This window comes from Clostridium sp. D43t1_170807_H7 (genome assembly GCF_015555905.1).
In the GTDB taxonomy this organism is placed as follows: Bacteria; Bacillota; Clostridia; order Clostridiales; family Clostridiaceae; genus Clostridium.
Window position 1 is genome coordinate 1 of record NZ_JADNLK010000006.1, and the last position, 25,627, is coordinate 25,627.

Annotated in this window: 19 protein-coding genes and 5 pseudogenes; 16 read left to right on the top strand and 8 right to left on the bottom strand. The window is 26.9% G+C overall.

Annotation, left to right across the window (positions count from 1 at the left end):
• Nucleotides 1-129: 129 nt before the first annotated feature.
• Nucleotides 130-264 (bottom strand): annotated as a pseudogene (locus tag I2E98_RS05025) (IS1595 family transposase); the annotation flags it as partial.
• Between the two features lie 179 nt (nucleotides 265-443).
• Between I2E98_RS05025 and I2E98_RS05030 the strand changes: the two are divergent.
• Genes I2E98_RS05030 through I2E98_RS05065 form a run of 8 tightly spaced genes read left to right on the top strand, consistent with a single transcriptional unit; the run spans nucleotide 444 to nucleotide 12,780 of the window.
• On the top strand, nucleotides 444-2,837 hold the full coding sequence (locus I2E98_RS05030; protein WP_195467876.1) for a hypothetical protein: 2,394 nt from the start codon (nucleotides 444-446) through the stop codon (nucleotides 2,835-2,837).
• Nucleotides 2,837-3,772, top strand: a complete 936-nt coding sequence (locus tag I2E98_RS05035; RefSeq protein WP_195467877.1) for an ABC transporter ATP-binding protein — start codon at nucleotides 2,837-2,839, stop codon at nucleotides 3,770-3,772. The genes I2E98_RS05030 and I2E98_RS05035 overlap by 1 nt, the downstream gene beginning before the upstream one ends.
• 2 nt (nucleotides 3,773-3,774) lie before the next feature.
• Complete coding sequence (locus I2E98_RS05040) at nucleotides 3,775-4,659, top strand: ABC transporter permease subunit (RefSeq protein ID WP_195467878.1); 885 nt, start codon at nucleotides 3,775-3,777, stop codon at nucleotides 4,657-4,659.
• Nucleotides 4,660-4,663: 4 nt separating this feature from the next.
• Nucleotides 4,664-6,247: a pectinesterase gene (locus tag I2E98_RS05045; RefSeq protein WP_195467879.1), complete on the top strand. Its 1,584-nt coding sequence runs from the start codon at nucleotides 4,664-4,666 to the stop codon at nucleotides 6,245-6,247.
• A 46-nt stretch (nucleotides 6,248-6,293) separates the two neighbouring features.
• Nucleotides 6,294-7,277 (top strand): MoxR family ATPase, encoded by a 984-nt coding sequence (locus tag I2E98_RS05050; protein ID WP_195467880.1) that lies wholly within the window; start codon nucleotides 6,294-6,296, stop codon nucleotides 7,275-7,277.
• Nucleotides 7,278-7,281: 4 nt separating this feature from the next.
• Entirely contained in the window at nucleotides 7,282-8,166 is an 885-nt protein-coding gene (locus I2E98_RS05055) for a DUF58 domain-containing protein (RefSeq protein ID WP_195467881.1), read from the top strand.
• 11 nt (nucleotides 8,167-8,177) lie between these two features.
• Nucleotides 8,178-9,968 (top strand): BatA and WFA domain-containing protein, encoded by a 1,791-nt coding sequence (locus I2E98_RS05060; RefSeq protein WP_195467882.1) that lies wholly within the window; start codon nucleotides 8,178-8,180, stop codon nucleotides 9,966-9,968.
• 13 nt (nucleotides 9,969-9,981) lie between these two features.
• Nucleotides 9,982-12,780, top strand: a complete 2,799-nt coding sequence (locus tag I2E98_RS05065; RefSeq protein ID WP_195467883.1) for a VWA domain-containing protein — start codon at nucleotides 9,982-9,984, stop codon at nucleotides 12,778-12,780.
• 75 nt (nucleotides 12,781-12,855) lie between these two features.
• Here the strand turns inward: I2E98_RS05065 and I2E98_RS05070 are convergent, their stop codons facing one another.
• Nucleotides 12,856-13,083 carry a hypothetical protein gene (locus I2E98_RS05070; protein WP_195467884.1) on the bottom strand — a complete coding sequence of 76 codons (228 nt, stop codon included), beginning with the start codon at nucleotides 13,081-13,083 and terminating at the stop codon, nucleotides 12,856-12,858.
• Between the two features lie 421 nt (nucleotides 13,084-13,504).
• Between I2E98_RS05070 and I2E98_RS05075 the strand changes: the two genes are divergently transcribed.
• The 3 genes from I2E98_RS05075 to I2E98_RS05085 all read left to right on the top strand — a co-directional run bounded on the left by I2E98_RS05075 (nucleotide 13,505) and on the right by I2E98_RS05085 (nucleotide 17,291).
• A complete protein-coding gene (locus I2E98_RS05075; RefSeq protein ID WP_195467885.1) occupies nucleotides 13,505-14,131 on the top strand; it encodes a hypothetical protein in 627 nt (208 codons plus the stop codon).
• A gap of 142 nt (nucleotides 14,132-14,273) precedes the next feature.
• Nucleotides 14,274-15,431 carry a flagellin lysine-N-methylase gene (gene fliB, locus I2E98_RS05080; protein WP_195467886.1) on the top strand — a complete coding sequence of 386 codons (1,158 nt, stop codon included), beginning with the start codon at nucleotides 14,274-14,276 and terminating at the stop codon, nucleotides 15,429-15,431.
• A 291-nt stretch (nucleotides 15,432-15,722) separates the two neighbouring features.
• The gene (locus tag I2E98_RS05085; RefSeq protein ID WP_195467887.1) at nucleotides 15,723-17,291 is read left to right on the top strand and encodes an AbgT family transporter; all 1,569 of its coding nucleotides are present in this window, start codon (nucleotides 15,723-15,725) and stop codon (nucleotides 17,289-17,291) included.
• A 52-nt stretch (nucleotides 17,292-17,343) separates the two neighbouring features.
• On the opposite strand, the gene I2E98_RS05090 is transcribed toward I2E98_RS05085, so the two are convergent.
• The 4 genes from I2E98_RS05090 to I2E98_RS05105 all read right to left on the bottom strand — a co-directional run bounded on the left by I2E98_RS05090 (nucleotide 17,344) and on the right by I2E98_RS05105 (nucleotide 19,859).
• On the bottom strand, nucleotides 17,344-17,859 hold the full coding sequence (locus I2E98_RS05090; protein WP_195467888.1) for an ECF transporter S component: 516 nt from the start codon (nucleotides 17,857-17,859) through the stop codon (nucleotides 17,344-17,346).
• A 103-nt stretch (nucleotides 17,860-17,962) separates the two neighbouring features.
• Nucleotides 17,963-18,616 carry an ABC-2 transporter permease gene (locus I2E98_RS05095; protein ID WP_195467889.1) on the bottom strand — a complete coding sequence of 218 codons (654 nt, stop codon included), beginning with the start codon at nucleotides 18,614-18,616 and terminating at the stop codon, nucleotides 17,963-17,965.
• 4 nt (nucleotides 18,617-18,620) lie between these two features.
• Nucleotides 18,621-19,472 (bottom strand): ABC transporter ATP-binding protein, encoded by an 852-nt coding sequence (locus tag I2E98_RS05100; RefSeq protein WP_195467890.1) that lies wholly within the window; start codon nucleotides 19,470-19,472, stop codon nucleotides 18,621-18,623.
• A 12-nt stretch (nucleotides 19,473-19,484) separates the two neighbouring features.
• Nucleotides 19,485-19,859: a GntR family transcriptional regulator gene (locus I2E98_RS05105; RefSeq protein WP_195467891.1), complete on the bottom strand. Its 375-nt coding sequence runs from the start codon at nucleotides 19,857-19,859 to the stop codon at nucleotides 19,485-19,487.
• Nucleotides 19,860-20,088: 229 nt separating this feature from the next.
• Here I2E98_RS05105 and I2E98_RS05110 point away from each other — a divergent pair, with 229 nt between their 5' ends.
• From I2E98_RS05110 to I2E98_RS05120, 3 genes are all read left to right on the top strand, one after another.
• Nucleotides 20,089-20,250, top strand: coding sequence for a hypothetical protein (locus tag I2E98_RS05110; protein WP_195467892.1), 162 nt, complete (start codon nucleotides 20,089-20,091; stop codon nucleotides 20,248-20,250).
• A 231-nt stretch (nucleotides 20,251-20,481) separates the two neighbouring features.
• Nucleotides 20,482-22,209 carry an ABC transporter ATP-binding protein gene (locus I2E98_RS05115; protein ID WP_195467893.1) on the top strand — a complete coding sequence of 576 codons (1,728 nt, stop codon included), beginning with the start codon at nucleotides 20,482-20,484 and terminating at the stop codon, nucleotides 22,207-22,209.
• A complete protein-coding gene (locus I2E98_RS05120) occupies nucleotides 22,209-23,981 on the top strand; it encodes an ABC transporter ATP-binding protein (RefSeq protein WP_195467894.1) in 1,773 nt (590 codons plus the stop codon). Before I2E98_RS05115 ends, I2E98_RS05120 begins: the two co-directional genes overlap by 1 nt.
• Nucleotides 23,982-24,057: 76 nt before the next feature.
• Here the strand turns inward: I2E98_RS05120 and I2E98_RS05125 are convergent.
• Both I2E98_RS05125 and I2E98_RS05130 read right to left on the bottom strand, forming a co-directional pair.
• Nucleotides 24,058-24,402: pseudogene (locus I2E98_RS05125) on the bottom strand (nitroreductase family protein); the annotation flags it as partial.
• Nucleotides 24,402-24,575, bottom strand: a pseudogene (locus I2E98_RS05130) (nitroreductase family protein); the annotation flags it as partial. The pseudogenes I2E98_RS05125 and I2E98_RS05130, both read right to left, overlap by 1 nt.
• 79 nt (nucleotides 24,576-24,654) lie before the next feature.
• Between I2E98_RS05130 and I2E98_RS05135 the strand changes: the two are divergent.
• Together I2E98_RS05135 and I2E98_RS05140 are read left to right on the top strand one after the other, a co-directional pair.
• Nucleotides 24,655-25,306 (top strand): annotated as a pseudogene (locus I2E98_RS05135) (LysR family transcriptional regulator).
• A gap of 82 nt (nucleotides 25,307-25,388) precedes the next feature.
• Nucleotides 25,389-25,607: pseudogene (locus tag I2E98_RS05140) on the top strand (arsenate reductase ArsC); the annotation flags it as partial.
• Nucleotides 25,608-25,627 lie beyond the last annotated feature (20 nt).

The window sequence follows — 25,627 nt, forward strand, 5'->3', positions numbered from 1 at the left end:
TACTTACTTTATTCATATTTCATCTCCTAGCATAATTTTATTATTTACATTGTATTATAATACAATTGTTCATCAATTATTATATTAATTGTACACTAAAAATAGTAAGATTAAAACAAATTTTACCTTTTATACATATATTAGTCTTCTAATCTTAAAATCCTTTATTAAAGATAAAGAATGTGTTGAGTTAGCATAAATAAAAAATTTCTTAGGCTTATTTCTTTCCACTTCTGTTTTAAATAATTGGGTCCATTTATAAAAATTTAATATGGTAAATAATTTTATGTAATTCAGTTATAAGTTTATTTTTATACAATATAAAATACTTAAGAAATTTGTAAGAAATTATTAAGGTAAAATATAAGAAATTTGAGAATAAATAGTATAAAATATGATAGTATAGTATATAGGGAAAATAATGTAAAATAGGGGGAAGATTAATGAAAAAAATAATGAATAAAAAAATATTTACTGTAATTTTAAGTATTTTTATTTTGATTTTAGTTATACCAAATATAAAAGTAAATGCAAGTAAAAATGATGCTGAGTATGACTTAACTATAAGTTATGGTATAGATGGTAAGTATAAAGCTCAAAAATATATACCAGTTACTGCACAAATCAATAATTTAGAAAAAGATTTTAATGGAGAAGTAGAAGTAAGGGTTCCAAGTGATTTTATTGGTGGTTATGATGCTTATTCAAAGGAAGTAAGTGCAAGTGCTGGAGAAAACATAAGTGTAACTATACCAGTAAAATTTTTAGAAGGAAATAATACGGGGACTGTTTGTATAATAGAAAATGGAAAAGTATTATGTGAAGAAAAATTACTGATTTCTTCAGGAAGAATTAGTGATGGGAATGCCTTTACTGGTTTATTAAGCGATGATCCTACCGCATTAGGATACCTAGGAAATATAACATATTTTGATTCTAATTATTCAAATACAGGAAAAATGACATGTGTTAATTTAACTGAAGGATTATTAGGTGAAAATGGTCTAAATATAGATGGCTTAGATGTAATAATAATCAATAATTATAACATGGCAAATTTAAGTGATAATCAATATAATTCATTAAACAATTGGGTTAATTCTGGTGGAACATTATTAATAGGTGCAGGTGGTAATGAAAGTAAAACAATTAATAATATAAATAAAAGTTTTTTAAATATAACTTCAAATGGAACTAGTGAGCAAAATGTTAAAACTGGTTCAGAAAGTTTAAATTTAATATTATCACAAATTACTTTAGAGGATTCAGTAGTTACAGTTAATAGTAATGAAAATGAATTAGTATATTCTTTAGATAGAGGAACAGGGAAAATTCTAATAACTACCTTTGATTTAGGGTTGGAGCCATTTATTTCATCTAATGATGCAGTCATTATGCTACAAAATATGTTATTAGAAACTTTTGATAAAATATACGAACAAAATTATCAAGGTGGATATTACTCAGGGAACTATGAAATAAATAATATATTAGATAATATTCCAGTAGAGAATACTGTAGGAACATTAACTTTAGGAATAATACTTGGAATTTATGCAATTTTAGTTGGAATAGTTTTATATCTTATATTAAAGAAAATGAAAAAAAGAGATTTAACATGGGTGCTTATACCTACAACTGCAGTTGTGTTTACAATATTGATTTATGTATTAGGAAGTAGAATGAAAATAAAAGATGTTGTAGTAAATAGTGCAAATATTATATCTGTTGATGAAGATGGAAGAGGTCAAATAAATAGCTATATAGGTGTAGCAAGCAAAAATAAAGGAAATATAAAAATAGAAAAAGAAGAAGATTTAAAAATGCAATATATGTCTGATGATTACTACTATTATGGTGATACAGATTACAACGCTAAAACTTTAAGAGTTAAAACAACATATACAAATGATAATTCTTATTTTACAGTTGCTAATAATAATGTGGCAGAAGTGAATAAATTTGAAGTATCAGGAAAAGAAATTGTAATGCCTAAATTAGAAAATACTTTAAAAATTAAGAATGGAAATTTAGAAGGTACTATTAAAAATAACCTAGATGCAGATATTAAAAAACTTGTAATAGTTTCAGGAAAAACAGTTTGGGATTTAGGACAAGTAGCTAAAGGTGAAGAGATTTCAATTAATGATTTAGAAAGTAAGGGCTCTTTTGGAATTCAAGGTTATGCAGGCTTATTAAATGATGAATATTATCAATCAAGATGGGATGATGAAATAGATTCAAAAGATCCTAAGTTTAAAAATATACAAAGATATACATCTTTGCTTACTTTATTAGGAGATACAGATTATTTAGGAACTACAACAAAAATTATTGCAATTACAGATTTGCCAGTAGATTATAGTTTGAATTTAGAAAGCAAATCAATTTCAAATTATAATTTAACAGCAGTAATACAAGAAGCAAATATAGATTTTAAAGATGAAAGTGGAAATATTAGTTTCCCAGAAGGATATTTTAGCTATACAGTAAGTGAATTAGACAATAGAGTAGATTACGACTATTATGATGGTTATATTTATGGTGAAGGTGAAATTGTATTAGATTATAAAATTGATGATAATGTAGATGTAAAAGAAATAACCATTAATGTTTATACAGATAGATGGGGTTATCAATATGGACTTAATGGAGAGTACTATATTTACAATTATAATACTAATGAATATGAAGAATTTAAATTAACATCAGGAAGCTATAAAGTAATAAATGATGGAAGTTATAGTCTAAACAACATAATAAAAATAAAAGTTGTAGCTAGCGAAAATAGAGATACTGCAGCTCCAAAATTAGTTATAAAAGGGGTGGAGAAATAATGTTAGTTATAAAAAATCTTGAAAAATCATATGGAAATTTTAAAGCGGTAAAGGGATTAAATTTAGAAATAAAAAAAGGTGAAATATTTGGATTTATAGGTCCAAATGGTGCCGGAAAAAGTACAACAATGAAAATTATTTCTGGACTTTTATCACCAGATAGTGGAGAAGTTTATGTAGATGGAATAGATGCTATAAAAAATAATAGGGCATTAAAAGATAAAATTGGATATATGCCAGACTTCTTTGGTGTTTATGATAACTTAAAAGCAATTGAATATTTAGAATTTTATGCTTCTATATATGGAATTGTAGGAAAAGAAGCTAGAGATTTATCTATGGATTTACTTAGATTAGTTAATTTAGAAGACAAATATGATGCATATGTTGATGGTTTATCAAGGGGGATGAAACAAAGATTATGTTTAGCAAGATGTCTAGTTCATAATCCGGATCTTTTAATTTTAGATGAGCCAGCTTCAGGAATGGACCCTAGAGCTAGATATGAGATGAAGGGAATACTAAGAAACTTAAAAGAAATGGGAAAAACAATTATAGTTTCTTCACATATATTACCTGAGCTTGGAGAAGTATGTACTAATATAGGAATTATTAAAAATGGAGTAGTTGTGTGCCAAGGAACTGTAGAGGAAATAATGACAAGGGCTGCAGGGGCATCACCTATAGTATTTACAGTATTAACAAAGGAAGAAGAAGCAATTAAATTGTTAAAAGAATTACCATATGTAGATAATATAAAAATTGATGGAAATAAAATTACAGCTAATGTTATAGGTAATGATGAGGATGTAGCCAATCTTTTAAAATATTTAGTATTAAAAGATATTCCAGTATTAAATTACAGCAGGGCAGTTGGAAACTTAGAAGATGTATTTATTCAAATTACAGCAGATAGTGATGAAGAGGAGGCGTAAAAATGAGAGTGAATCCAGTTTTAAGAAATGAAAGCAAGATAGCAGTTAGAAGTATTAAATTTACTTTAATGATATTTGCTTATATAGCAGTTTTATCAATAGCAGTAATGATTTACTATAGTTCAGTAAATCAACAAGTCTTTTCCAATGGATTATATTTACAATCATCAAAATTATTTTATGTTGTAATGGCAATAGGTCAAGCGGTATTATTGCTTTTCATAGTTCCAGCATTAAGTTCAACGTCAATATGCTCAGAAAGAGAAAAGCAAACTTTAGATATATTATTATCATCAAAGTTAACTCCCCTTCAAATAATTATAGGAAAAGTTTCCGCTTCATCACTTAGAGTAATTATACTTATAATTTCCACAATGCCTCTTTATGCAATTGGATCTTTAACTGGTGTAATTAAGATAAGTAATATTTTAGAACTTATAGTATTTTTCATTGTTAACACAATATTTGTAAGCTCTATAGGTGTTTTTATATCAACATGTGCTAAAACTTCAAAAGTATCAACTACACTTTCTTATGCATTAGTACTAGCTATTTATATGGGTATAATTGTTATTACCTGGGTAATTCTTATTATAACTATTTATAACAAAGATATGAGTGGTACTGCCTTAACAACAATGCCTAAGGCATTACCTATAGTTTACTTAAGTCCAGTAGTAGGGTTTGTAAGCTTATTATTAAATCAAGTTGGGTTAGGTTCAGAGTTTAGTGGTATATTTTCAGAGTTTGGAATAAGCATGTATTCTGAATATATTTCAATAGTAGTACAATTAGTGCTTTCAGGATTATTTATATATTTAGCTTCAGTCAAACTTAATCCATTAAATAAGAAAAGTAGGTTTAAATCTAAAAAGGTAAAGGAGTAGAGAGATGAATTCTTTAGATAAAGCTATATTAATATTTTTAAATAAAGCTTCTAAAAGAATTAAGGCAAACTTCTTATTAAATTTAAGCATAGTAGGATTAAAGCTTCTGCTATGCTTAATATTTAGTTTGCTATTAATATCACTTTTTATAACAATTCCTTATATTGAGGAAGTTTGTATAGGAATATTAGTAATAGGATTAATAATTATTTTAATTTATGGTTTTATAAAAGCTCCTAAAAAAGATAAAGTTGCTCTTATGGTAGATTCTAAAGGTTTAGATGAAAGGCTTATTACATCATTAGAACTTATAGGATGTGAGGATAATATATCAATAGCTCAAAAGAAAGATACAGTAGAACGTATTAAAAGTTTTGATGTTAAAAAGATTAAAATTAATATAGATAAGAGGCAAAGTTTATTATCTTTAGGTTTAATAATAATGTGTATTTTAATAATGTTTGTACCTAGTGCAGCAAGAAAAGAAGCACAAAAAATAAGAGAATTTGATAAATATCAAAAATCAGTAATAGAACAGGTTCAAAAAGAAAAGAAGGAAATAGAAAAGTCAGAAGATTTATCAGATGATGAAAAGGAAGAAGTTAAAAAGCTTTTAGAAGATGCAGTAAAAGAGTTAAAGGAAAGTGAAAAAAAATCTGAAATAAATAAAACTTTAGAGCGTTTAGAAAAAAAGTTAGAGGACAAAAAGGAAAAGTTATCATCAGAGAAATCTAAAGAAGCATTAGAAAAATCTAAAAAGAAATTATTAGATGACTTTAATAAAGAAAAAGAAGCTGCTGCTAAAAAGGATGTAAATAAGTTAGTAAATGAGTTAATGAAGAAGGAAGAAAGTAAACCTTTAGCAGAAGCTATGTTAAGTGGAGATCAAGAAGTTATAAACAAAGAGTTATCAGAGATTCAAAATAAGTTAGGAAGTATGAGTAGCTCAGAATTAAGTGAGTTATCAGAAGCCTTAAAGAATGCTGCTTTAGAAATGAGTGATGAAGAATTAGCAGAAGCCTTAAAAAATGCATCAAATTCAGTATTAGATAAAAAACTTGATGCTGCAAGCTTATCATCAGCAATTTCAAAATCAGTAAATACTAGCAATGGACAAAATACTAGTAGTTCAAGTCAACAATCATCAGGTTCTGGACAAAGCCAAAGCCAGGGACAAGGTAATGGACAAGGTTCTGGTAGTGGACAGGGTTCTGGTTCTGGAAGTGGTCAAGGGCAAGGAGGTTCAGGTGGAACAGGAGGATCAGGTTCAGGTTCTGGTTCAGGAGCTGGATGGAATACTGGTAGCACTGTAGGTAAAGAAAATGATTTAGAAAATTCTCCAGGGGAACCAATATATATTCCAGGAAGAAATGAAGGTACTGATGGAAATCTTACTGGTAATAAAAATGATAATGGAAATTCACAAGAAATAGAAAGTCAAAATGGACTTAACATAGGTGGAGAAAAGGTAGATTATGATAAGGTAATTGGAGATTATAGCAATAGTGCATTAGAAGGTGCTAATAATAGCAATTTACCACAAAGTTTAAAAGATCTTATAAAAAACTATTTTGAAGGATTAAATTAAAAAAAGCATTGAAGAAATTACTGAAAAAAATTATGAGGTGATAAAGATGGAAATTAATGAACAATCAATTATAGAAGTTTCAAAGAAGATAAAAAGATGTGAAGAAGAAATAAGCAAAGGCATAATTGGTCAAAAAGATACAATTAGAAATGTTTTAATAGCTATTTTTGCAGAAGGAAACGTACTTTTAGAAGGTATGCCAGGTATGGGGAAAACTCAATTAGTTAAAACAATAGGAAAGGTATTAGATTTAAATTTTTCTAGAATTCAATTTACTCCTGATTTAATGCCTGCAGATGTTGTAGGAACTAATATTGTAGTAAAGGAAAATGATAATACAGTATTTAAATTTGAAAAAGGACCTGTATTTACAAATCTTTTATTAGCAGATGAAATTAATAGAGCTACTCCAAAAACGCAATCTGCACTTTTAGAAGCAATGGGAGAGAAAACAGTAACTGTAGGTAAAACAACATATGAAATGCCAAAGCCATTTATGGTACTAGCAACTCAAAACCCTATAGAACAAGAAGGAACATATCCATTACCAGAAGCACAACTTGATAGATTTCTATTTAAGCTTAATGTAGAATTTCCTACTTTAGATGAATTAAAAGAAATCATGGATTTAACATTAACTAATAAAAGTCTTGAGCTTACTAATGTTTTAGAAGGAAATGAAATATTAGAACTTAGAAATATTATTAAGGAAATTAAAATTGCAGAACCAGTAAAAGAATATGCCTTAAAGTTAATACTTGCAACACATCCAGAACTAGAAAATGGAGCAGATATTGCTAAAAGGTATGTAGAAGCAGGAGCAGGTCCAAGAGCTGCACAAGGTATTATTGCTGGGGCAAAGGTAAGAGCAGTTATGGAAGGAAGATTAAATGTATCTTTTGAAGATATAAAAGAGCTTGCATACCCAGTATTAAGACATAGAATTATTTTAAACTTTGATGCTATAACTGAAGGATTAAATGAAGAAGCTATAATTTCTAAAATTTTAGAAGACTTAAAGGTAGTGTAAAAAAATGAGTGAAAAGATGTTTAATGAGGATTTCTTTAAAAAGCTAAATAAAATTAATATGTATATAAATTTTAAGCTTACTGGAGGAACTCAAGGAGGAAGAAAATCAAAAGCAAAAGGTGTATCAGTAGAGTTCTCAGACTATAGAGAATATGCACCAGGTGATGATTTTAGAAGAATAGATTGGAATGCCTATGGAAGATTCGATAAATTTTTTATAAAAGTATTTATGGAAGAAAGAGAAGGTGTATTTAACTTTTTTATTGATAAAAGCAAATCTATGGATTATGGAAAAGATAATAAAAAAGATACAGCTTTAAAAATAGTAGCAGCTTTAAGTTATATTGCTTTAAATAATTTAGATAGAGTAAATATAAGTACAATGAATAATGGAGTAATAGAAAATTTAAAGACTGGTACTGGTAATAGGGGCTTTCAAAAAATATTAAGAGATTTAGAAAATATAACTTTTGATGGAACAACTGATTTAAGTGAAAGTATAAAGAAAAGACCTTTAAATTTAAGAGGAATATCTATTGTAGTATCAGATTTTTTAAATAATTCAGGATTAGAAAGTTTAGAAGCTGGGTTAAAATATTTGGCTTATAAAAAGCAAGAAATAATTTTAGTACAAGTATTATGTGAAGAGGAAATAAATCCAGAGTTTAATAATGAAATAACTTTAATTGATAGTGAAACTGGGGAAAATATAAAGCTTAGTGTTACACCATCATTAATAAAAGATTATAAAGAAACATTAAAAAAATATAATGACAGTATTGAAGTTTTAGCAAGAAAGTATGGTGGAAAGCTTATAACTGTTAATTCATCTATGAATATAGAAGAAATAATATTAAATGAATTTAGTAAAAGAAAAGTATTGTATTAGGGGGAAAGAATATGGGCTTTACTAATTTATGGCCGTTATTTTTACTATTAACTATTCCTCCAGTAATAATGCTTTACATATTAAAGCGTAAATATAAAGAAGAAGTTATATCTTCATCTTTATTATGGAAGGAAGTATATAAAAATACTAGAGCCAATACACCGTGGGAAAAGTTTAAAAAGAATATAATGCTGTTACTACAGATTATAATTATTTTAAGTGTTATTTTAGCTCTTATGAGTCCTTTTATTAGCATGGGAGGAAAGAGTTATAAAAATATAATAATGGTAATAGATAATACAGCTAGTATGAATACTATATATGATGGTAGCAATAGTAGATTAGAGCAAGGGAAAGCACTTGCTAAAGAGTATTTAAATAGTACTAAGGAAGGTACGAACACTTATATTATTTCTTATGATGGAACTTCAAATTTACTTTTAAATGGAGATTTTAATAAGTCTAATGCAGCCTCTATTATTGATAAAATAAGTACAAGTTATGGTAGTGGTGATATAAGTGATGTAGTGTCATTTGTTAAAGCTATAGGTGATGGAATTGGAGAAGAGTATGAAGCATTAATTTTTACAGATAAACAAGCTGCTATTTCAGATATAAATGGAAGAATAGTTTATTTAGGTAATAGTGGATTAAATGGTTCTGTAGATAATGTTTCTCATAAATTTGTAGATGATAAAGTTAAAGTTATAGCTAATGTAACTAATAATGGAGATAGCTTATATGAAGGAGATTTTTCTTTATATAATGGTGAGGAATTAGTAGCAGTAGAAGGATTAACACTACAAGTTGGAGAAAGTAAAACTTTATCTTTTGAATTAGATTCTTTAAATTCTGATTATTTAAAAGGTGAATTATCAAGAAAAGATATATTAATGGAAGATAATACTTATTATCATGTTGTTAACGAAAATAAAGTAAAGAAAATATTATTAGTTACAGATGAAAATATATTTTTAGAAAAGGCTTTTGGAAGTATTGAAAATACAGAAGTTTATAAAACTAATGATGTATCTAATATAACAGATAATGATGATTATGATCTTTATGTATTTGATAATAAAATGCCAGAAGTTATGCCAAGAAAGGGTAATATATTATTTATAAATCCTAATTCAAATGAATTTTTTAATGTATTGCAAGGGGGAGAAATAGGTCAGGCTACAGCTGTTAAAGGATCAGTTTCTAGTTATTTAGAAAATACTCAATTTACATTATCAGAATATAACATAATAGAAACTCCATACTATGGTACTAATATACTTACTATAGATGATAATTCTATTGGATTTAAAGGTGAAATAAATGATAGAAAAATAGCAGCATTATCTTTTGATTTACATGCAACTGATTTTGCGCTTAAAAAGGAGTTCCCAATTCTTATATATGAACTTGGGGAAGAATTAATTTCTACTGGAATGGTATATAGTAATAACTTTAAAGCTGGAGAAAAAATAGTAGTTAAATCTTCAGACTTTGAAAGTGAAATAAATGTAACTTATCCTAATGGAGATATTAAAGATTTAAAATCAGGTGAAGAAGTAAAAGGGGAATTAGCTTTAGGTATATATAAAATAAATCAAAATGATAATAATGAAAGTTTTTCGGTAAACTTCCCAACTTCAAGTGAAAGTGATACTTCAGTAGAAACAATTGGAGAAAATGATAATATAGTTCATGGTAAAAGCAATTTAAAAAGTGGATTTAATTTAACACCAATATTTATATTATTAGCTATGTTAGTAGTTGCTTTTGAATGGATATTATACAAGAAAGGTAATTAGGAGGAGATAATAAATGAAATTAGATATAGGAAATTTATACTTTTTAATATTAATTCCAATACTTATCTTCTTTATTTACTATAGTGTGAAAAAGTTTAGAAGTAACAGTAAAAATGATACTTTAATATTAATAAATAGAATAGTGATTTTTACCTTATTATTACTATCATTTGCAAATATAACAATAAGTATTAAGGGAAAAAATATTTCAACAGTATTTTTATTAGATGTATCAGAAAGTATTAGTTCTTTTAAAGATAGTGGGGAAAGTTTTATAAATAGTGCATTAGAGATAATGCCTAAAGGAAATAAAGCTGGAGTAATATTATTTGGTGATAATGCAAAAGTAGATAAAATTATAGATAACAAAGCTTCCTATAAGAGCTTAAATTCAAGTCCAGTTTCTACGGCAACCAATATTCAGAGTGCAGTAGAAACAGCAATAACATTATTTGAGGATGGTACATCTAAAAGGATAGTTCTTATAACTGATGGAGAAGAAAATAAAGGTGATATATTAAAATCAATTCCATTAATTAATGCAGAAAATATAGATTTAAAAGTATATAAGGTTAGTGGAGAAAGTGGTAATGAAATTTATGTAGACAATGTAACTATTCCAGATAATATTGCCATTGGAGAAGAGTTCTCTGTACAAATAGATTTACAATCTAATTATTCTACATCAGCAAAACTTACTCTTTTTAGTGGAAGAGAAAAGGTTGGAGAACAATTAGTTGAAGTAAAGAAAGGTAGCAATTCATTTGTATTTAGAGATGTTCAAAATAGCGGAGGTTTTAAAAGTTATAGAGTTACAGTAGAATCAGAAGATGATACTAATAAGGTAAATAACGAATATAGTGCTTATACTAATGTAGTTGATAAACCTAATATTTTAATAATAAATGGAGTAAAAGGTGATGCAACAGCTCTAGAAGAAATATTAAAAAATGGTGGAGCTAATATAAAAACTATTTCTCCAAATTCATCACCAAGTACATTAAATGAACTTTTAGAATATAAAGCAATAGTTTTAAATAATGTTTATAAAGATGATTTAACTAATGGATTTATGGACAATATAGAAAGTTATGTTAAAGACTATGGTGGTGGAGTTGTAACCTTTGGGGGAGAAGATTCTTATGCTCTTGGAGGATATAAAGATACAGCATTAGAAACTATACTTCCTGTAAATATGGATAAGAAGGGCAAAAATGAAGTACCTTCTATAAGTATTAATTTAATTATAGATAAGTCTGGAAGTATGAGTGCAGAAGGTGGAGGGGTTAGTAAATTAACTCTTGCAAAGGAAGCTGCAATGAAGGCTATAGATAATTTAAGAGAAATAGATTATATATCTGTAATAGCTTTTGATGATACTTTTGATGTTGTAGTTCCAACCCAAAAGGTTACTGATAAGGATTATATAAAGGAACTTATATCAGGAATACAAATAAGAGGTGGAACATCAATATATCCAGCACTGGAAAAAGGATATAATCTTCAATTAGAAAGTGATGCAAAAATAAAGCATACTATTTTACTAACTGATGGACAGGATTCAATTCCTTATTCAACATATGAAGAACTTTTAAGTAAATTTAATAATGAAAATATAACATTATCAACAGTTGCAGTAGGAAATGATTCTAATTCAAATCTTTTAAGTGACTTAGCAACAGCTGGAAATGGTAGAAGCTATTATACTGATATTTATACAGATATTCCAAGAATATTTGCTCAAGAAGTTTTAATGTCTGTAGGAACTTATATAATAAACGAAGAATTTACTCCAAGTATAGTAAGTAATCATGAAATATTATCAGGGGTACAAACTTCAGCAGGAATTCCATCATTGCTTGGATATATAGGGACATCTTTAAAGGATGATGCAATTGAAATATTAAGTTCTAATAGAGATGAGCCAATACTTGCAGTAAGACAATATGGAATAGGGAAAACTGTAAGCTTTACAAGTGATATTGATGGAAGCTTTAGTAAAAATTATTTAATTTGGGAATATGGACCTCAATTAATTAAAAATATAGTTTATTATGCAATACCATCTTATGGTGAAGAGGGACATTTATCTATAACTCAGGATGGAAATGAAGCCAAGGTTGAGTACTATAATGATAATGTTGATTCTAACACTAAAGTAACAGGTATTTATAATGGAGAGGATGGTACACAAGGAGAGTTTACATTAACTCAAAGTGAACCAGGGAAATTTGAAGCTAATATTCCATTAGGTGAGCTAGGATTTTATAATTTTAACATTAGACAACAAGATGGAGAAAATATAACTAGTACTTATAAAGGGGCCTTTGCACTTAAATATTCTGATGAATATAAGTTTAATACTAATTCAGTTAAGTTAGATTCTCTTGTAAGTGAAACTGATGGATCTTTTATAAATAAGCCTGAAGAAGTTTTTGAAGGAAAACTTGAAAAGGAATATAAGAAGATTAATTTAACTAATTTACTTCTTATATTAGCATTAATATTATTCTTATTTGATATAGCTTATAGAAGATTGAATTTAGATTTTTCTAAGTATATTAAGATTGGTATTAGAAATAAGAAAAAGAAAACTAATGAAAAGAATTTTGTGAAGAAAGAATTAGCAGTAGAAAAAGAAGTTGATAATGCAAGAACTACTGAGAAATCTAGCGATTCTTTAAAAGGTGAAGTTAAGAAAAAAGAGAAAAAGCGTAAGCTTAAAAAAGAGAAGAGGGTAGAGAAATCAAGATCTCAAACTCTTGACACTAATGCATTGCTTAAAAAGAAAAAGGATAGAAATGGGATATAGAAAACTGCCGCAAATTTTTATTATTTGCGGCAGTTCTTTTATTGATTTATTATTTATGCTTTGCATGATTTTTTATTAGCTAACTTTTTTGTGAGCAGCTTTAGCAGCTTCTTCTCTATGCTTTCTAGAATACCAATCTTCACAAATATTATCAAATTCTTCTTCACTTAAATCAGGTTTAGAAAGCATTGAAGTATAAGGTGCATATTTTTTAGTAGTATCATAATATTTATCAACTAAGACATGATCCTTTTTATATTCAAATTTATAGTCCTCATGTTTATCATAATTATAGATTGTCATAAAATCACTCTCTTTCATTAATTAAAAATTTAATATAATAAATTATTTTAATTATTATAAGGACTTACTGCTTTTAACTAGTATGAGTAGTGAGTTCTTTTTATTTCTTGTACATCTCTTATCTCTTTGTACAAGTACATTATAAAACTATAATCAGATAAGGTCAAAAAAGTATGAGTGATAATAAAGCCATGAGAGTGAGAAAATGGAAGTGGTATTTTATCATTAATTAAATTTGAAAAAGTTTTACAATATTTAAGAAAAGATAGGAGTGTTCAATAAAATTTATATAAAAAAACATTTGTAAGTATTTATTTGAAAATATAATTATATTTTTTATAAAATTCAATAGCTAAAAATAAGTGGAATAGAGTGATAAAAAATCATAGGATAATATAAAGCGATTATGGAGGAAAATTGAATGAAGAAAAAAAGAAAGAAGAAATGTAAAAATAACTGTAATTGCAATCCTTTAGAAGATTTTGAACTTCCTCCATGTGCTGAATTTTTAGGAAGCCATAATCCATTAATAAGAGATGGTGAAATTATATATATGAATCTTAATAGATTATATTTCTTTTTAAGCTATAACTATGTAAGATTTAACAACCAAAATTATAACCCTATAAATCCAGCAACCTTTAATGTAAATACAAATGCAAATTTACAAATAGATTTATACTGTTTTATTATAGGATTATATATTAATGAAGTAGAAAAAGGAAATATAAAGTTTGACAGTAGTGTAAAGATTCATGATGATGAAAATGCAGATGAGTTTATAAAAAAAGTTATGGGCAATAATTATAATTTAGATAGTTCCTTTGTTCCATCTTTAACGTATATAATTTCAAATTCTAATGCAGTAATTCCATTTTTTACAGGAATTATAGATATAAGTATTACTAATTTTTATATTATTCTTATGCTTAGTAGATTTAATACTGATTATGGATTATTATTTTCTGATAATTCTTATGTTACAAATGATTTTATTAATAGAACTCTTGCAAATATTTATGTGGAATTTAATAAATGTAGAAAATAAATATATAAATTAATTATTAGTTAGGCATCTATAGCAATGTAGGTGTCTTTTTTTTATAGAAAACTTGATACTGAGATTAATAAATATTAAAATGAAATCTGAAAGCTATTTAGGTTTAATAACGCAAGATGTGAGGTAGAAAATGAAAATAAGAGTACCAGAATATTTTAAAGACTTTAAATGTATAGCATCAGAATGTGAAGATACATGTTGTGCAGGTTGGGGAATAGTAATCGATGATGAAACTTATGATAAGTATCAAAAGGTAGATGGAGCATTTGGTGATAGATTAAAAAGTGAAATAGTAAATGATGCTGGAGAAAATATATTTGTACTAAAAGGAAATGATTGTCCATTTCTAAATGAGAATAAGTTATGTGATATATATAATGAGCTTGGAGAAGGTGGACTTTGTTATACATGTAGGCAATATCCAAGATATTTAGAAGAGTTTGGAAGCTTACGTGAAATGGGAATTTCTTTATCATGTCCAGAAGCAGCTAGAATAATATTAAGAGATTCTAAAAAAGCAACTTTTGAATTAAGTGAAAATAATGAGGAAGTTACTGGATATAATGATATTAATGCAAGACTTTATATAGAGCTTATGCAATGTAGAAAAATAGTTTTTGATATTCTTCAAGATAGAAGTATTGAATTAAATAGTAGAGCAGCAATAGTTATTTCTTTTGTTAAAGAAATTCAAGATAAGATAGATGAAAATGAAATAGGTGATATTAAAGATATCAGAGAAAAGTATAATAATGAAAGTTTTATAAAAGAACTTTTATGTAGTTTAGAACAATATAAGAATAAGAAAAATGATAAATATAACAATATGCATGAGTACTTTAATGTATTTAAAAATTTAAAGCATATAAATCCAAATGATCCTTTAGGATTAGATGATGCAATAAGATATTTTTGGCAAAGTGAAGATGATAAAGAGATATATTTATCTAAGAATGATTCTTTTAATAAATATTATGAAGAATCAATGTATAAATTTGAGCATATTTTAGTCTACTTTATATTTAGATATTTTATGAAAGCAGTTTTTGATTATGATGTATCTGCAAAGGTAAAAATGGCAATAGTAAGTTACTTAATGATTAAAGAATTATCTGTAGTAAGATTTACTGAAGATGGAGATTTTACAGAGGAAGATATAGTTGATATAGCTCATACTTATTCAAAGGATATAGAGCATTTAGAAGAAAATATTGAAAGTTTAGCAGAAATATTTGAAACTAATGAAGTTTTTTCTGTAGAAAAAATGATAATAACTTTAATAAATTAAAAAATATAATTAATTAATTAGAGATTTATGTAAAAAACTGGGTGTTCCTCCGGGGAACACCCAGTTTTTTACATTGGATAAATAATTTTAATAGTTCAGTTGCAATGGTTATAAAAACTGAAAGAAATATTTCAAAACATTAATAATTTATTATTAATATTTTAAAATAAAAATGTTTTTATAAATAAATTTGCAATTTTATAAGGAAAAAGGTTGATAAATTGATAATGGTGTAGTAAAATAATAGTAAATTAGCTACAGTTTTGTAGATATATAACGTGGGGGGATAAAATGGAACAGAGAAAGAAAGAAAATGTAATTGAATTACAACAAGAGAAAAAAATGTCTTTAATTGAGAAAATAGGAAAGAAAATACCAGATCCAGTTATAATATTTGCTATTTTCTATGTAGTAGTTTTATTTGCTACATTATTCCTAGGGGGAAAAACATTTGATGTTATGAATGGTGATGGAAGTTATACTACACACACTATTTTAAACATGTTTGAAGCAGAAAATATTCGTTGGATATTTTCAAATGCATTACTTACTAACTGGTTAGCATACGGTGGAGGAGTTTTAGGAACAATCCTTATTGTTATGCTTGGGGTTGGACTTGCAGAAGAATCAGGTTTATTATCAACAATAATAAAAAAGGTTGGATTAAAAGTTTCTGATAAAATGCTTCCTGTAGTATTAGTATTCTTAGGAATTATGAGTAGTATTGCTACAGATGCAGGATATGTAATTTTAATACCATTAGCTGGTCTTTTATATGTTGGATTAAAGAAAAATCCACTTATTGGTATGGCTGCTGCTTTTGCAGGGGTATCTGCAGGATTTAGTGCTAACTTAATACCATCAACACCAATAGATATAATTATCGGTAATAATGCTAAGATATTTGCTGAAGGACAAGGTGTGCCATTTGTTAATGCAGCTGGACAAGCTTTAAATGCACCTACAATGAACTACTTCTTTATATTAGCTTCTACATTCTTATTAGCAACAGTTGGAGCATTTGTTACTATTAAAATAATAAAACCAAGATTAGAAAAAGAAAGTTATGTTGTCCCAGAAGATATGAACTTAGATGACTTTACTGTTAAGCCTATAGAAAACAAAGGTCTTAAGTTTGCTGGATTAGGATTTTTAATTGCTGTTTTATGTTGCGTAGGATTATACTTTGGACCATTAAAAACATTTATTGATCCAGAAACAGGTTCAAAAGTAACTCCATTTATGGATAACATAATTATTTTAATTACATTCTTATTCTTCTTACCTGGTGTATTCTACGGATTAAAGGTTGGAAAATTCAAATCTGCTAATGATGTAGTAAAAGGTATGGGGAAACAAATGGGAACAATGGGATCAGTACTTGTTTTAACATTCTTCTCATATAACTTCTTAGCATTATTAAGTAAGAGTGGACTTGGAACTTATATTACTTACTTAGGTGGAAGTGCATTAAAATCTATAAATTTATCAGAGTATCCAATACTTTTAATAATAGGATTTATAGTAATAACAGGGTTAATTAACTTATTTGTTGGTGGATTAACTTCAAAATGGATGTTACTTGGACCAATATTCTTACCAATGTTATACCAAGTAAATTCAAATATGACACCAGAAGTTGTTGCTGCAGCTTACAGAGTTGCTGACTCATCAACTAATATAATAACTCCATTAATGTCTTATGCAGGTATTATCTTAGTATTTATGAGAAAGTACAAGCCAGAATATACAATTGGAGATATGATTAGATTAATGATGCCATATTCAATATGCTTCATAATCAGTTGGACAATATTATTATTAGCATTCTTTGCATTCGGAATACCATTTGGATTCTAGAAGATATATAGAACAAAAAAACTCTCTCAAAGTAATTTTGAGAGAGTTTTTTTTATGCATTTTTAAGTTTCTTTAAAACATTTGATTTTTCAAGAACTGTTACTAATATCATTGATATAACTAGTCCAACAGTAGATTGAATAATATTACCTACAACAGAAGCCATTGCGCCTGCAAAGCCATACATGAATGTTTCTACTAAAGCATATGCAAATACTTGGAATATACATCCTATAATAGCTCCAATAACCCAAGCAAATTTAGTTTTAGCTATTAAATTCTCTGCAATAGAAACAGTAATTAATACTATAAGGGCTTTAATTAAAAATGTAGGAACTATATATTGCATGTATCCACTTAATAAATCACATAATGCAGCCCCTAATCCTGCAGCTAAAGCTCCTTTTTTCTTTCCTAAGATTATAGCAGATGTAATTACCATAGAATCACCTATATGCGTATAACCATTTAAGGAAGGAACTTTAATTAAATATGTTGCTGCAAAAACTAATGCAGCCATAATTGATATTTTAGTTAGATCTTTTGTATTAACATGTTTTTCTCTCATTACAATACCCCCCAAGTAAATTCTATAATAATAAGATACGATATTGAAAGATAATATACAAATGTATTAATACAATTTAAAAGTCTCACTTGTAAATATTAATTTAAGCTTCTTTAATTTCTTTATTTTTGTATAGATTTATACTTATAGCTATAGATATTAATAATATTATAACACTTGTAACAACTGTAATTACTGGAATACCTAAAGCATTAATGGCATTCATAATAGTTTCTAGTGTTTTAGGATCTTCGCTTATTTCTGACATTATTGATACTGGTATTGTAGATACTACAATACCTATCATAGTCATAAACAATCTTCCTTTATTTATACCAAACTTTAAAACTAAAGGAATTATTACAGACATAGATAATATAGCTGATATTATACTTGTAGGTAATAATATATCTAATGACATTACTTGTGATGGATTTATTTTTGTTGATACAAAATATACTATACATAATAGTATAGAAGCTAATAATATACTCACAATACCTAATAAGTATCTAGATAGCACATATTCTTTTCTTTTAACTGGTAGATATGATATTAAATAGTTTATGTTATTATGGTCTTCATAAGCCATTACTTGATATACTGTTAATAATACACTCATTCCTAATAATATATTTAAAAAGGAAGGATTATATATGGCGATTCCTATCCATATTATCCATATATACCAGATTTGTTTGTATACTGATTTTAAGTTGGTAAAACTCATTTTTGTAAGATTTATAATATTATTCATATGTCTACCCCCTAGTATAATACATTAGTATATCTTCTAGATTTGCTTTATCATATACTACTTCTTCTCCAAACACTTCAAAGGCTTCTTTATAATTAGAAGTTAATCCAGCAAATCCAAAAGAGTTTTCGTTATATGATATAAGGTACTTTTTTGTATCGTCATCTAATAACTCTTTTCTACCTCTTATTATTCTATGTTTTTCTAATATGGTTTCTTTATCTGAATTTAGTATTATTTTTCCTTTGTAGATAAATACTAAATAATCCCCAACTCTATCTAAGTCAGAAGTGATATGAGTTGAATAAAAAACTGTTACTCCATCTTTTGCAATATGATCTTGTAAAACTTCCATAAATTCATTTCTAACTAGCGGATCTAAGTTAGCAGTTGGTTCATCCATTATTATTAGTTTTGGATGATGAGCAAGTGTTATTATAAGTTCAAACTTTTTTTGTTGTCCTTTAGATGATTCTTTATAGACTTTGTTTTCATTTATATCAAATTTCTTTAAGTAATGATTATATAAATTTTCGTCCCAATTTTTATAAAATGGAGCTATGCTTTTTTTGATTTCCTTGAATTTTACTTCTTTCATATATCCAGGAATATCTCCCACATATCCTATCATTTCTTTGACAGATGTATCATCTAGTTTGTATTCATTATCAAAGATTTTTATAGTTCCACTATCTTTATTTAACATATTCATTATAAGTTTTATAGTGGTTGTCTTACCGCTACCATTAGGACCTATAAATCCAGTTATAAATCCTTTTTTAATATCTAGTTTATCTATATTTAAAGTAAAGTTATCTAAGTTTTTAGTTAAATTCCTAATTTCAATAGCATTCATAATTATCTCCTTTTATAAATCTTCGTAGATACTTTTAAAGATTTCAAGTCCTTCTTCTAAGGTAATACCTGCAGACTTTGCTTGTTTTATAATTTCTTCTAATTTATTTTCTAAATTATATAATGTTATTTCTTTTAATCTTTCTGTATTCTGATTTGATACGAAGGTACCTTTTCCAATTACGGTTTCTATAAAGCCATCCTTTTCTAATTCTTCATAGGCTCTTTTTGTTGTTATTATGCTTACCTTTAACTCTTTTGCTAAATTTCTAATAGATGGTAGGCCATCTCCTGCCTGTAGACTTCCATTTAGTATTTGACTTTTTATTTGTGTTTGTATTTGTTCATATAGTGGTATAGTTGAAGTATTACTTATATTTATATTCAATTTTTCACCTCATTTTCTTATGTGCATAGTGTATATATACATTATACACGCTATAATAACACTAAGTATATTTTATGTCTATATTTTTTTATTAAAAATACCCATACCTTAATAATTCAATGGTTTGAATATATGGTATGGGTATTTATTTAATTTTATAATTTATAGTATTATAAATTATAAAATTAATGTATAATTAAGAAAATTATACTTAAAAAGGAGAAGCAAGATGAGATTAGGATTAATTGAATTATACAAGAATAAAATAAGATATATAGGTTTTACACAAAAAGATTTAGATGAAAAATATGAGAGTAAGTTTTTATCACAAGAAGAGTATGATACATTAACTAATTTTTATAATGAATATTTAAAGGATAATACTAAATAATAAAGTATTAACCATAAAAAGTACCCTTTTTAATGTAAGGGTACTTTTACTTTTTATTAAAAAGATTATTATTAAATAATGAATAAATATAGATAATGATTAAAAAATTATAGTTAACATAAAATACTAGAAGCACTATAATTTAAAGTTTTAATATGATAAAATAAGAAAGCTAAAAGGTAATTTTTATGTAAAAGTATATTAAAAACTAACAAGGGGAGGGATTAAATCATGAAATTAATATTAAAATACTTAAAGAATTATAAAGGTTTTATTTTATTAAATCTATTAGGTGTATTAGGATTTGCATTAGTTGAACTTGGTATTCCAACTATAATGGCAGATGTTATAGACAAAGGTATAGCTTACAATGATTTAGACTATATTAAGAAAATGGGATTAATAATTGTAACTATATCTATAGTTGGAGCTATGGGAACTATATTACTTGGATATACATCAGCTTTAATATCTACAAGAGTAGTAAGAGATATAAGAAATGATATATTTAAAAAAGCTCAACAATTTTCACATAGTGAATATGATAAATTTGGTGTTTCTTCAATGATTACAAGAACTACTAATGATGCATTCCAAGTTATGCAATTTACTAATACAATTCTTAGAATGGCAATGATATGTCCAGTAATGTTTATAATAAGCTTATTTATGATATTAAACACTAGTGTTAAATTATCAGGAATATTAGTAGTTACATTACCACTTATTGTTTTAGGTGTAGTTTTAATTGCAAAACAGTCACATCCGTGGTCACAAACTCAACAAAAAAACTTGGATAAGCTAAATAGAATATCTAGAGAAAATCTAACAGGAATAAGAGTTATAAGAGCTTTTGGAAAAGACAAGTATGAAAGTGAAAGATTTGATATAGCAAATAATAAATATACTGATATATCAAAAAATTTATTTAAGTTAATGGCAATTGCTCAACCTGCATTCTTCTTTTTATTAAACTTAGCAATAATAGTATTATTCTGGGTAGCAAGTAAAATGATTAATATAGGAACAATTCAAATAGGGCAAGTAGTAGCATTTATAGAATATTTATTCCATGCTATGTTTTCATTAATGTTATTCTCAAATGTATTTGTAATGTATCCAAAAGCACAAGTTTCTGCTGAAAGAATTCAAGAAATACTAGATTCTGAAACCTTAATTAAAGAGCCAGTAGATGGAGTTACAGAAACTAATAATGAAGGTACTTTAGAATTTAACAATGTTACTTTTACATATCCAGATGGAGAAGAGCCTGTAATAAAAAATGTTTCCTTTACAGCTAAAAAAGGAGAGACTATAGCATTTATAGGAAGTACAGGTAGTGGTAAATCTACACTTATTAATCTTATACCAAGATTTTATGATGTTACAGAAGGAAGTATAAAAATAGATGGTATAGACGTAAGAGACTTTAATATTAAAGCTTTACGTAAAAAGATAGGATTTATAAGACAAAAAACATTATTATTTAAAGGAAGTATAAAGAGCAATATTAAATTTGGTAAAGGTGAAGCGAGTCATGAAGAAGTAGTACACAGCTCTAAAGTAGCTCAAGCTTATGATTTTATTACTAAAAAGGAAAAGGATTTTGATGAACCAATAGGTGAAGGTGGATCAAATGTTTCTGGAGGACAAAAGCAAAGATTATCAATAGCGAGAGCTCTTGTAAGAAAGCCAGAAATATATATATTTGATGACAGTTTCTCAGCACTAGATTTTAAAACAGATGCTATATTAAGAGCAGAGCTTAAGAAAGAAACAACACATGCAATAGTACTAATAGTAGCTCAAAGAATAGGTTCTATTATGGATGCAGATAAAATTATAGTATTAGATGAAGGGAATGTAGTAGGAATAGGAAAGCATAAAGAATTACTAAAAGAATGCTCAGTATATAAAGAAATAGCATTATCACAACTTACAGAGGAGGAGTTAGCATAATGAAAAAAATTACAGATTCAATAAAAAAAATAACTCCTTTTATTAAACCATATAAAATGGGATTCTTATTAGCTATTTTACTTATAATAGTTGCAGCAGTATTTACAGCACTTGCACCAAAAACAGAAGGACTTATTATAACTCAGCTTACTAATGATTCCTTTGATTTAATAAAAGGTGTTGAGGGAGCAAGCGTAAACTTTAAATATATTACAAGAGTACTAATATTATTACTTTGTGTATATTTAGGAAATGTACTAGCAACTTATGGAGCAAGTTTCTTATTAACAAATGCTATTCAAAATAGTATGAGAGATTTAAGAGGAGCTGTTCAAGACAAAATAAGAAGATTACCAGTAAGTTATTTTGATAAAAATAGTTATGGTGATGTATTAAGTAGAATTACAAATGATATAGATACTATTTCAAATGCACTTCAACAAAGTTTAAGTCAAGTTGTAAATTCAATATTAGCAGTTGTTTTAGCACTTATTATGATGTTCTCTATAAATGTTAAAATGGCATTAATAGCAACACTTATAATTCCACTTAGCTACATAGTTTCAAGAGTAGTAGTAGGTAAGTCACAAGGATACTTTAAAACTCAACAAGATGCTTTAGGTAAATTAAATGGTACAGTTCAAGAAATGTATACAGGATTTAATGAAATAAAGCTATATGGTAAGGAAGAGGATGCAATAGAAGAGTTTGTTGCTATAAATGGTGAACTTCAAGTTGCAGGATTTAAAGCACAATTTATATCAAGTACTATGGGTCCTTTAGTTTCTTTAGTTTGTTACTTAGGAATAGCTGCAATAGGAATACTTGGAGCTATTATATCAATTGCAGGAGGAATAACAGTTGGTAACCTTCAAGCATTTATAAGATATATATGGCAAATAAATCAACCATTATCACAAGTAACTCAATTATCATCTGCAATTCAATCAGCATTTGCAGCAGTAGAGAGAGTATTTGAATTCTTAAATGAAGCAGAACAAGTAGAAGATAAGAAAACTTCTATAAAATTAGATAATCCAAGAGGAAATGTTTCTTTTGAACATGTGAAATTTGGATATAGTGATGATAAGATTTTAATACATGATTTAAATGTAGAAGTTAAAGCAGGGCAAATGGTAGCCATAGTTGGACCTACTGGAGCAGGTAAAACTACATTAATTAATTTACTTATGAGATTTTATGAGCTTAAAGGTGGAGCAATTAAAATTGATGGAGTAGATACTAGGGACATGAAACGTGAGGATTTACGTAGTATGTTTGGTATGGTACTTCAAGATACTTGGTTATTTAATGGTACTATAGAAGATAATATAAAGTATGGTAGATTTGATGCTACAAAAGAGGATGTTATTTTAGCAGCTAAAATAGCTAATGTGCATCATTTTATTAAAACACTTCCTGATGGATATAATATGTTCTTAAATGAAGAGGCATCTAATATATCACAAGGTGAAAAACAATTATTAACTATAGCAAGAGCAATAATTTCTGATCCAAAGATTCTTATATTAGATGAAGCCACAAGTTCAGTTGATACTAGAGTAGAGCTTATGCTTCAACAGGCTATGCAAAATGTAATGAAGGGAAGAACAAGCTTTGTTATAGCTCATAGATTATCTACTATAAGAAGTGCGGATCTGATATTAGTAATTAAAGATGGAAATATAATTGAGCAAGGAAATCATGAAGAGCTTATGGCTAAAGGTGGTTTCTATGAGGAATTATATAATAGTCAATTTGCAGAGAATTAAAAATTAATTTTAAAATCAAAAACTACGGCAAAAATGTCGTAGTTTTTTTTTGAAAGTTAACATAAGTAATATAAAATTAAAGCCAGTTTATATTAGCTTCCTTTCTTGGAACAGTTCTTTGATATTTAACATCAGGATATCCAATTACTAAACATGAAATTATTTGTTTACCATCCTTTATTCCAAGTAAATTTAAAATTTCTTTATTGTCTTGTGAAGCAACTAATAAGAAGCCACTAAAGAAAGTACCAAGACCTAAAGCATCTGTCATAAGCTCCATATTAGAAGAAGCTAATCCACCATTAATTTGTGAAGGAGAAGTAACAAAAATTACTGCTGGAGCATTAAAGAATAATCTATCATTTTTTATAGGATCATCTTTAAACTGAGAATAGCTATGCAGCCACATATTAGCATATCTGATTTTTTACCACCTTCATATCCTACAGGAGCGACTATAGGTAATATTTCTTTTTCACTAAGATTTATAGCTTTAGCAAAACCACTTTTATTAAATGTACCACCTAACCATACAGTACCTAAGCCTAAAGAGGTACAATATAAAATAACTTTCTCTAAAGTATATCCTAAAGCTATTAAATAATGTATAACTAAAAGTTATATATTTGATTTAGGATTTTACTTATAAAATTTATTAACAGGAGACCTTAATATGAATTTACAACAATTAGAATATTTTAAAGTTATAGCAGAAACAAAAAACTTTACTACAGCATCAAATATTTTATTAGTAACTCAGCCAGCATTAAGTAAAGCAATTTCAAAATTAGAAGAAGAGTTAAATGTTCCACTTTTTGAAAGAGAAGGACGTAACATAAAAATAACTAAATATGGAGATGTATTTTTAAAGTATGCTGAATCAGCACTTAATGATATTGAAAGAGGCATAGAAAAAATACAAGATATGAAGAAGAATAATGATGGAGTTATTAGTTCCTAAAAATCATTATTTATCTAATAAGGAAGAGGTATATTTAAAAGATTTAAAAGAAGAAAATTTTATAGTTTATAATACAAGAGATAATGAAAAAAAGATATCTTATTCAGAACTTATAGGTTATACACCTAAAATATCGGTGGAACCTACTGAGGCTGGTATGCTTGCAAGCTTAGTTTCTGCAGGAGCTGGTATTTCAATAGTTGTAAATACACCTATGATTAATACAAATAAAATTTCTAAAATAAGAATAAAAGATGATATTGGATATAAGAAAATTTATATGGGATGGAACAAGGAAGCTTATATCTCAAAAATTGCAGAACAATTTAGAGAGTATGTTATAAAAAATATAAACCAATGGTAATTTTAAAAACTAATTATATTATAAATATAAAATATTGACTAAATATAGATAATCATCTATATTTAAAGTGTTTAATAGTATATCTCAAAGGTCGAAATTGTTAAGTGATATACCAAAGGTTGATATTGTTATAAAAATGGGATGTAATGTTGTATGTCCATATTTACCAGCAAAGCATATAGAGGATTGGGGATTAGAAGATCCAACTGGAAAGTCTGATGAAGAGTTTATTAAGATAGCAAAAACTATAGAAATAAAAGTTAAAGAGTTAGCAGAAAGAATTAAAAATAATAAGTTATAAAATTTGACAAAAATAATAGA

What these genes read in the sequence shown, in the direction of transcription:
- I2E98_RS05085 (WP_195467887.1), top strand. Translation starts at nt 15,723, where the DNA reads ATGGAACAGAGAAAGAAAGAAAATGTAATTGAATTACAACAAGAGAAA.
- I2E98_RS05060 (WP_195467882.1), top strand. Translation starts at nt 8,178, where the DNA reads ATGGGCTTTACTAATTTATGGCCGTTATTTTTACTATTAACTATTCCT.
- I2E98_RS05070 (WP_195467884.1), bottom strand. Translation starts at nt 13,083, where the DNA reads ATGACAATCTATAATTATGATAAACATGAGGACTATAAATTTGAATAT.
- I2E98_RS05065 (WP_195467883.1), top strand. Translation starts at nt 9,982, where the DNA reads ATGAAATTAGATATAGGAAATTTATACTTTTTAATATTAATTCCAATA.
- I2E98_RS05045 (WP_195467879.1), top strand. Translation starts at nt 4,664, where the DNA reads ATGAATTCTTTAGATAAAGCTATATTAATATTTTTAAATAAAGCTTCT.
- I2E98_RS05040 (WP_195467878.1), top strand. Translation starts at nt 3,775, where the DNA reads ATGAGAGTGAATCCAGTTTTAAGAAATGAAAGCAAGATAGCAGTTAGA.
- I2E98_RS05110 (WP_195467892.1), top strand. Translation starts at nt 20,089, where the DNA reads ATGAGATTAGGATTAATTGAATTATACAAGAATAAAATAAGATATATA.
- I2E98_RS05095 (WP_195467889.1), bottom strand. Translation starts at nt 18,616, where the DNA reads ATGAATAATATTATAAATCTTACAAAAATGAGTTTTACCAACTTAAAA.
- I2E98_RS05090 (WP_195467888.1), bottom strand. Translation starts at nt 17,859, where the DNA reads ATGAGAGAAAAACATGTTAATACAAAAGATCTAACTAAAATATCAATT.
- I2E98_RS05050 (WP_195467880.1), top strand. Translation starts at nt 6,294, where the DNA reads ATGGAAATTAATGAACAATCAATTATAGAAGTTTCAAAGAAGATAAAA.
- I2E98_RS05075 (WP_195467885.1), top strand. Translation starts at nt 13,505, where the DNA reads ATGAAGAAAAAAAGAAAGAAGAAATGTAAAAATAACTGTAATTGCAAT.
- I2E98_RS05100 (WP_195467890.1), bottom strand. Translation starts at nt 19,472, where the DNA reads ATGAATGCTATTGAAATTAGGAATTTAACTAAAAACTTAGATAACTTT.
- I2E98_RS05035 (WP_195467877.1), top strand. Translation starts at nt 2,837, where the DNA reads ATGTTAGTTATAAAAAATCTTGAAAAATCATATGGAAATTTTAAAGCG.
- I2E98_RS05120 (WP_195467894.1), top strand. Translation starts at nt 22,209, where the DNA reads ATGAAAAAAATTACAGATTCAATAAAAAAAATAACTCCTTTTATTAAA.
- I2E98_RS05055 (WP_195467881.1), top strand. Translation starts at nt 7,282, where the DNA reads ATGAGTGAAAAGATGTTTAATGAGGATTTCTTTAAAAAGCTAAATAAA.
- fliB (WP_195467886.1), top strand. Translation starts at nt 14,274, where the DNA reads ATGAAAATAAGAGTACCAGAATATTTTAAAGACTTTAAATGTATAGCA.
- I2E98_RS05030 (WP_195467876.1), top strand. Translation starts at nt 444, where the DNA reads ATGAAAAAAATAATGAATAAAAAAATATTTACTGTAATTTTAAGTATT.
- I2E98_RS05115 (WP_195467893.1), top strand. Translation starts at nt 20,482, where the DNA reads ATGAAATTAATATTAAAATACTTAAAGAATTATAAAGGTTTTATTTTA.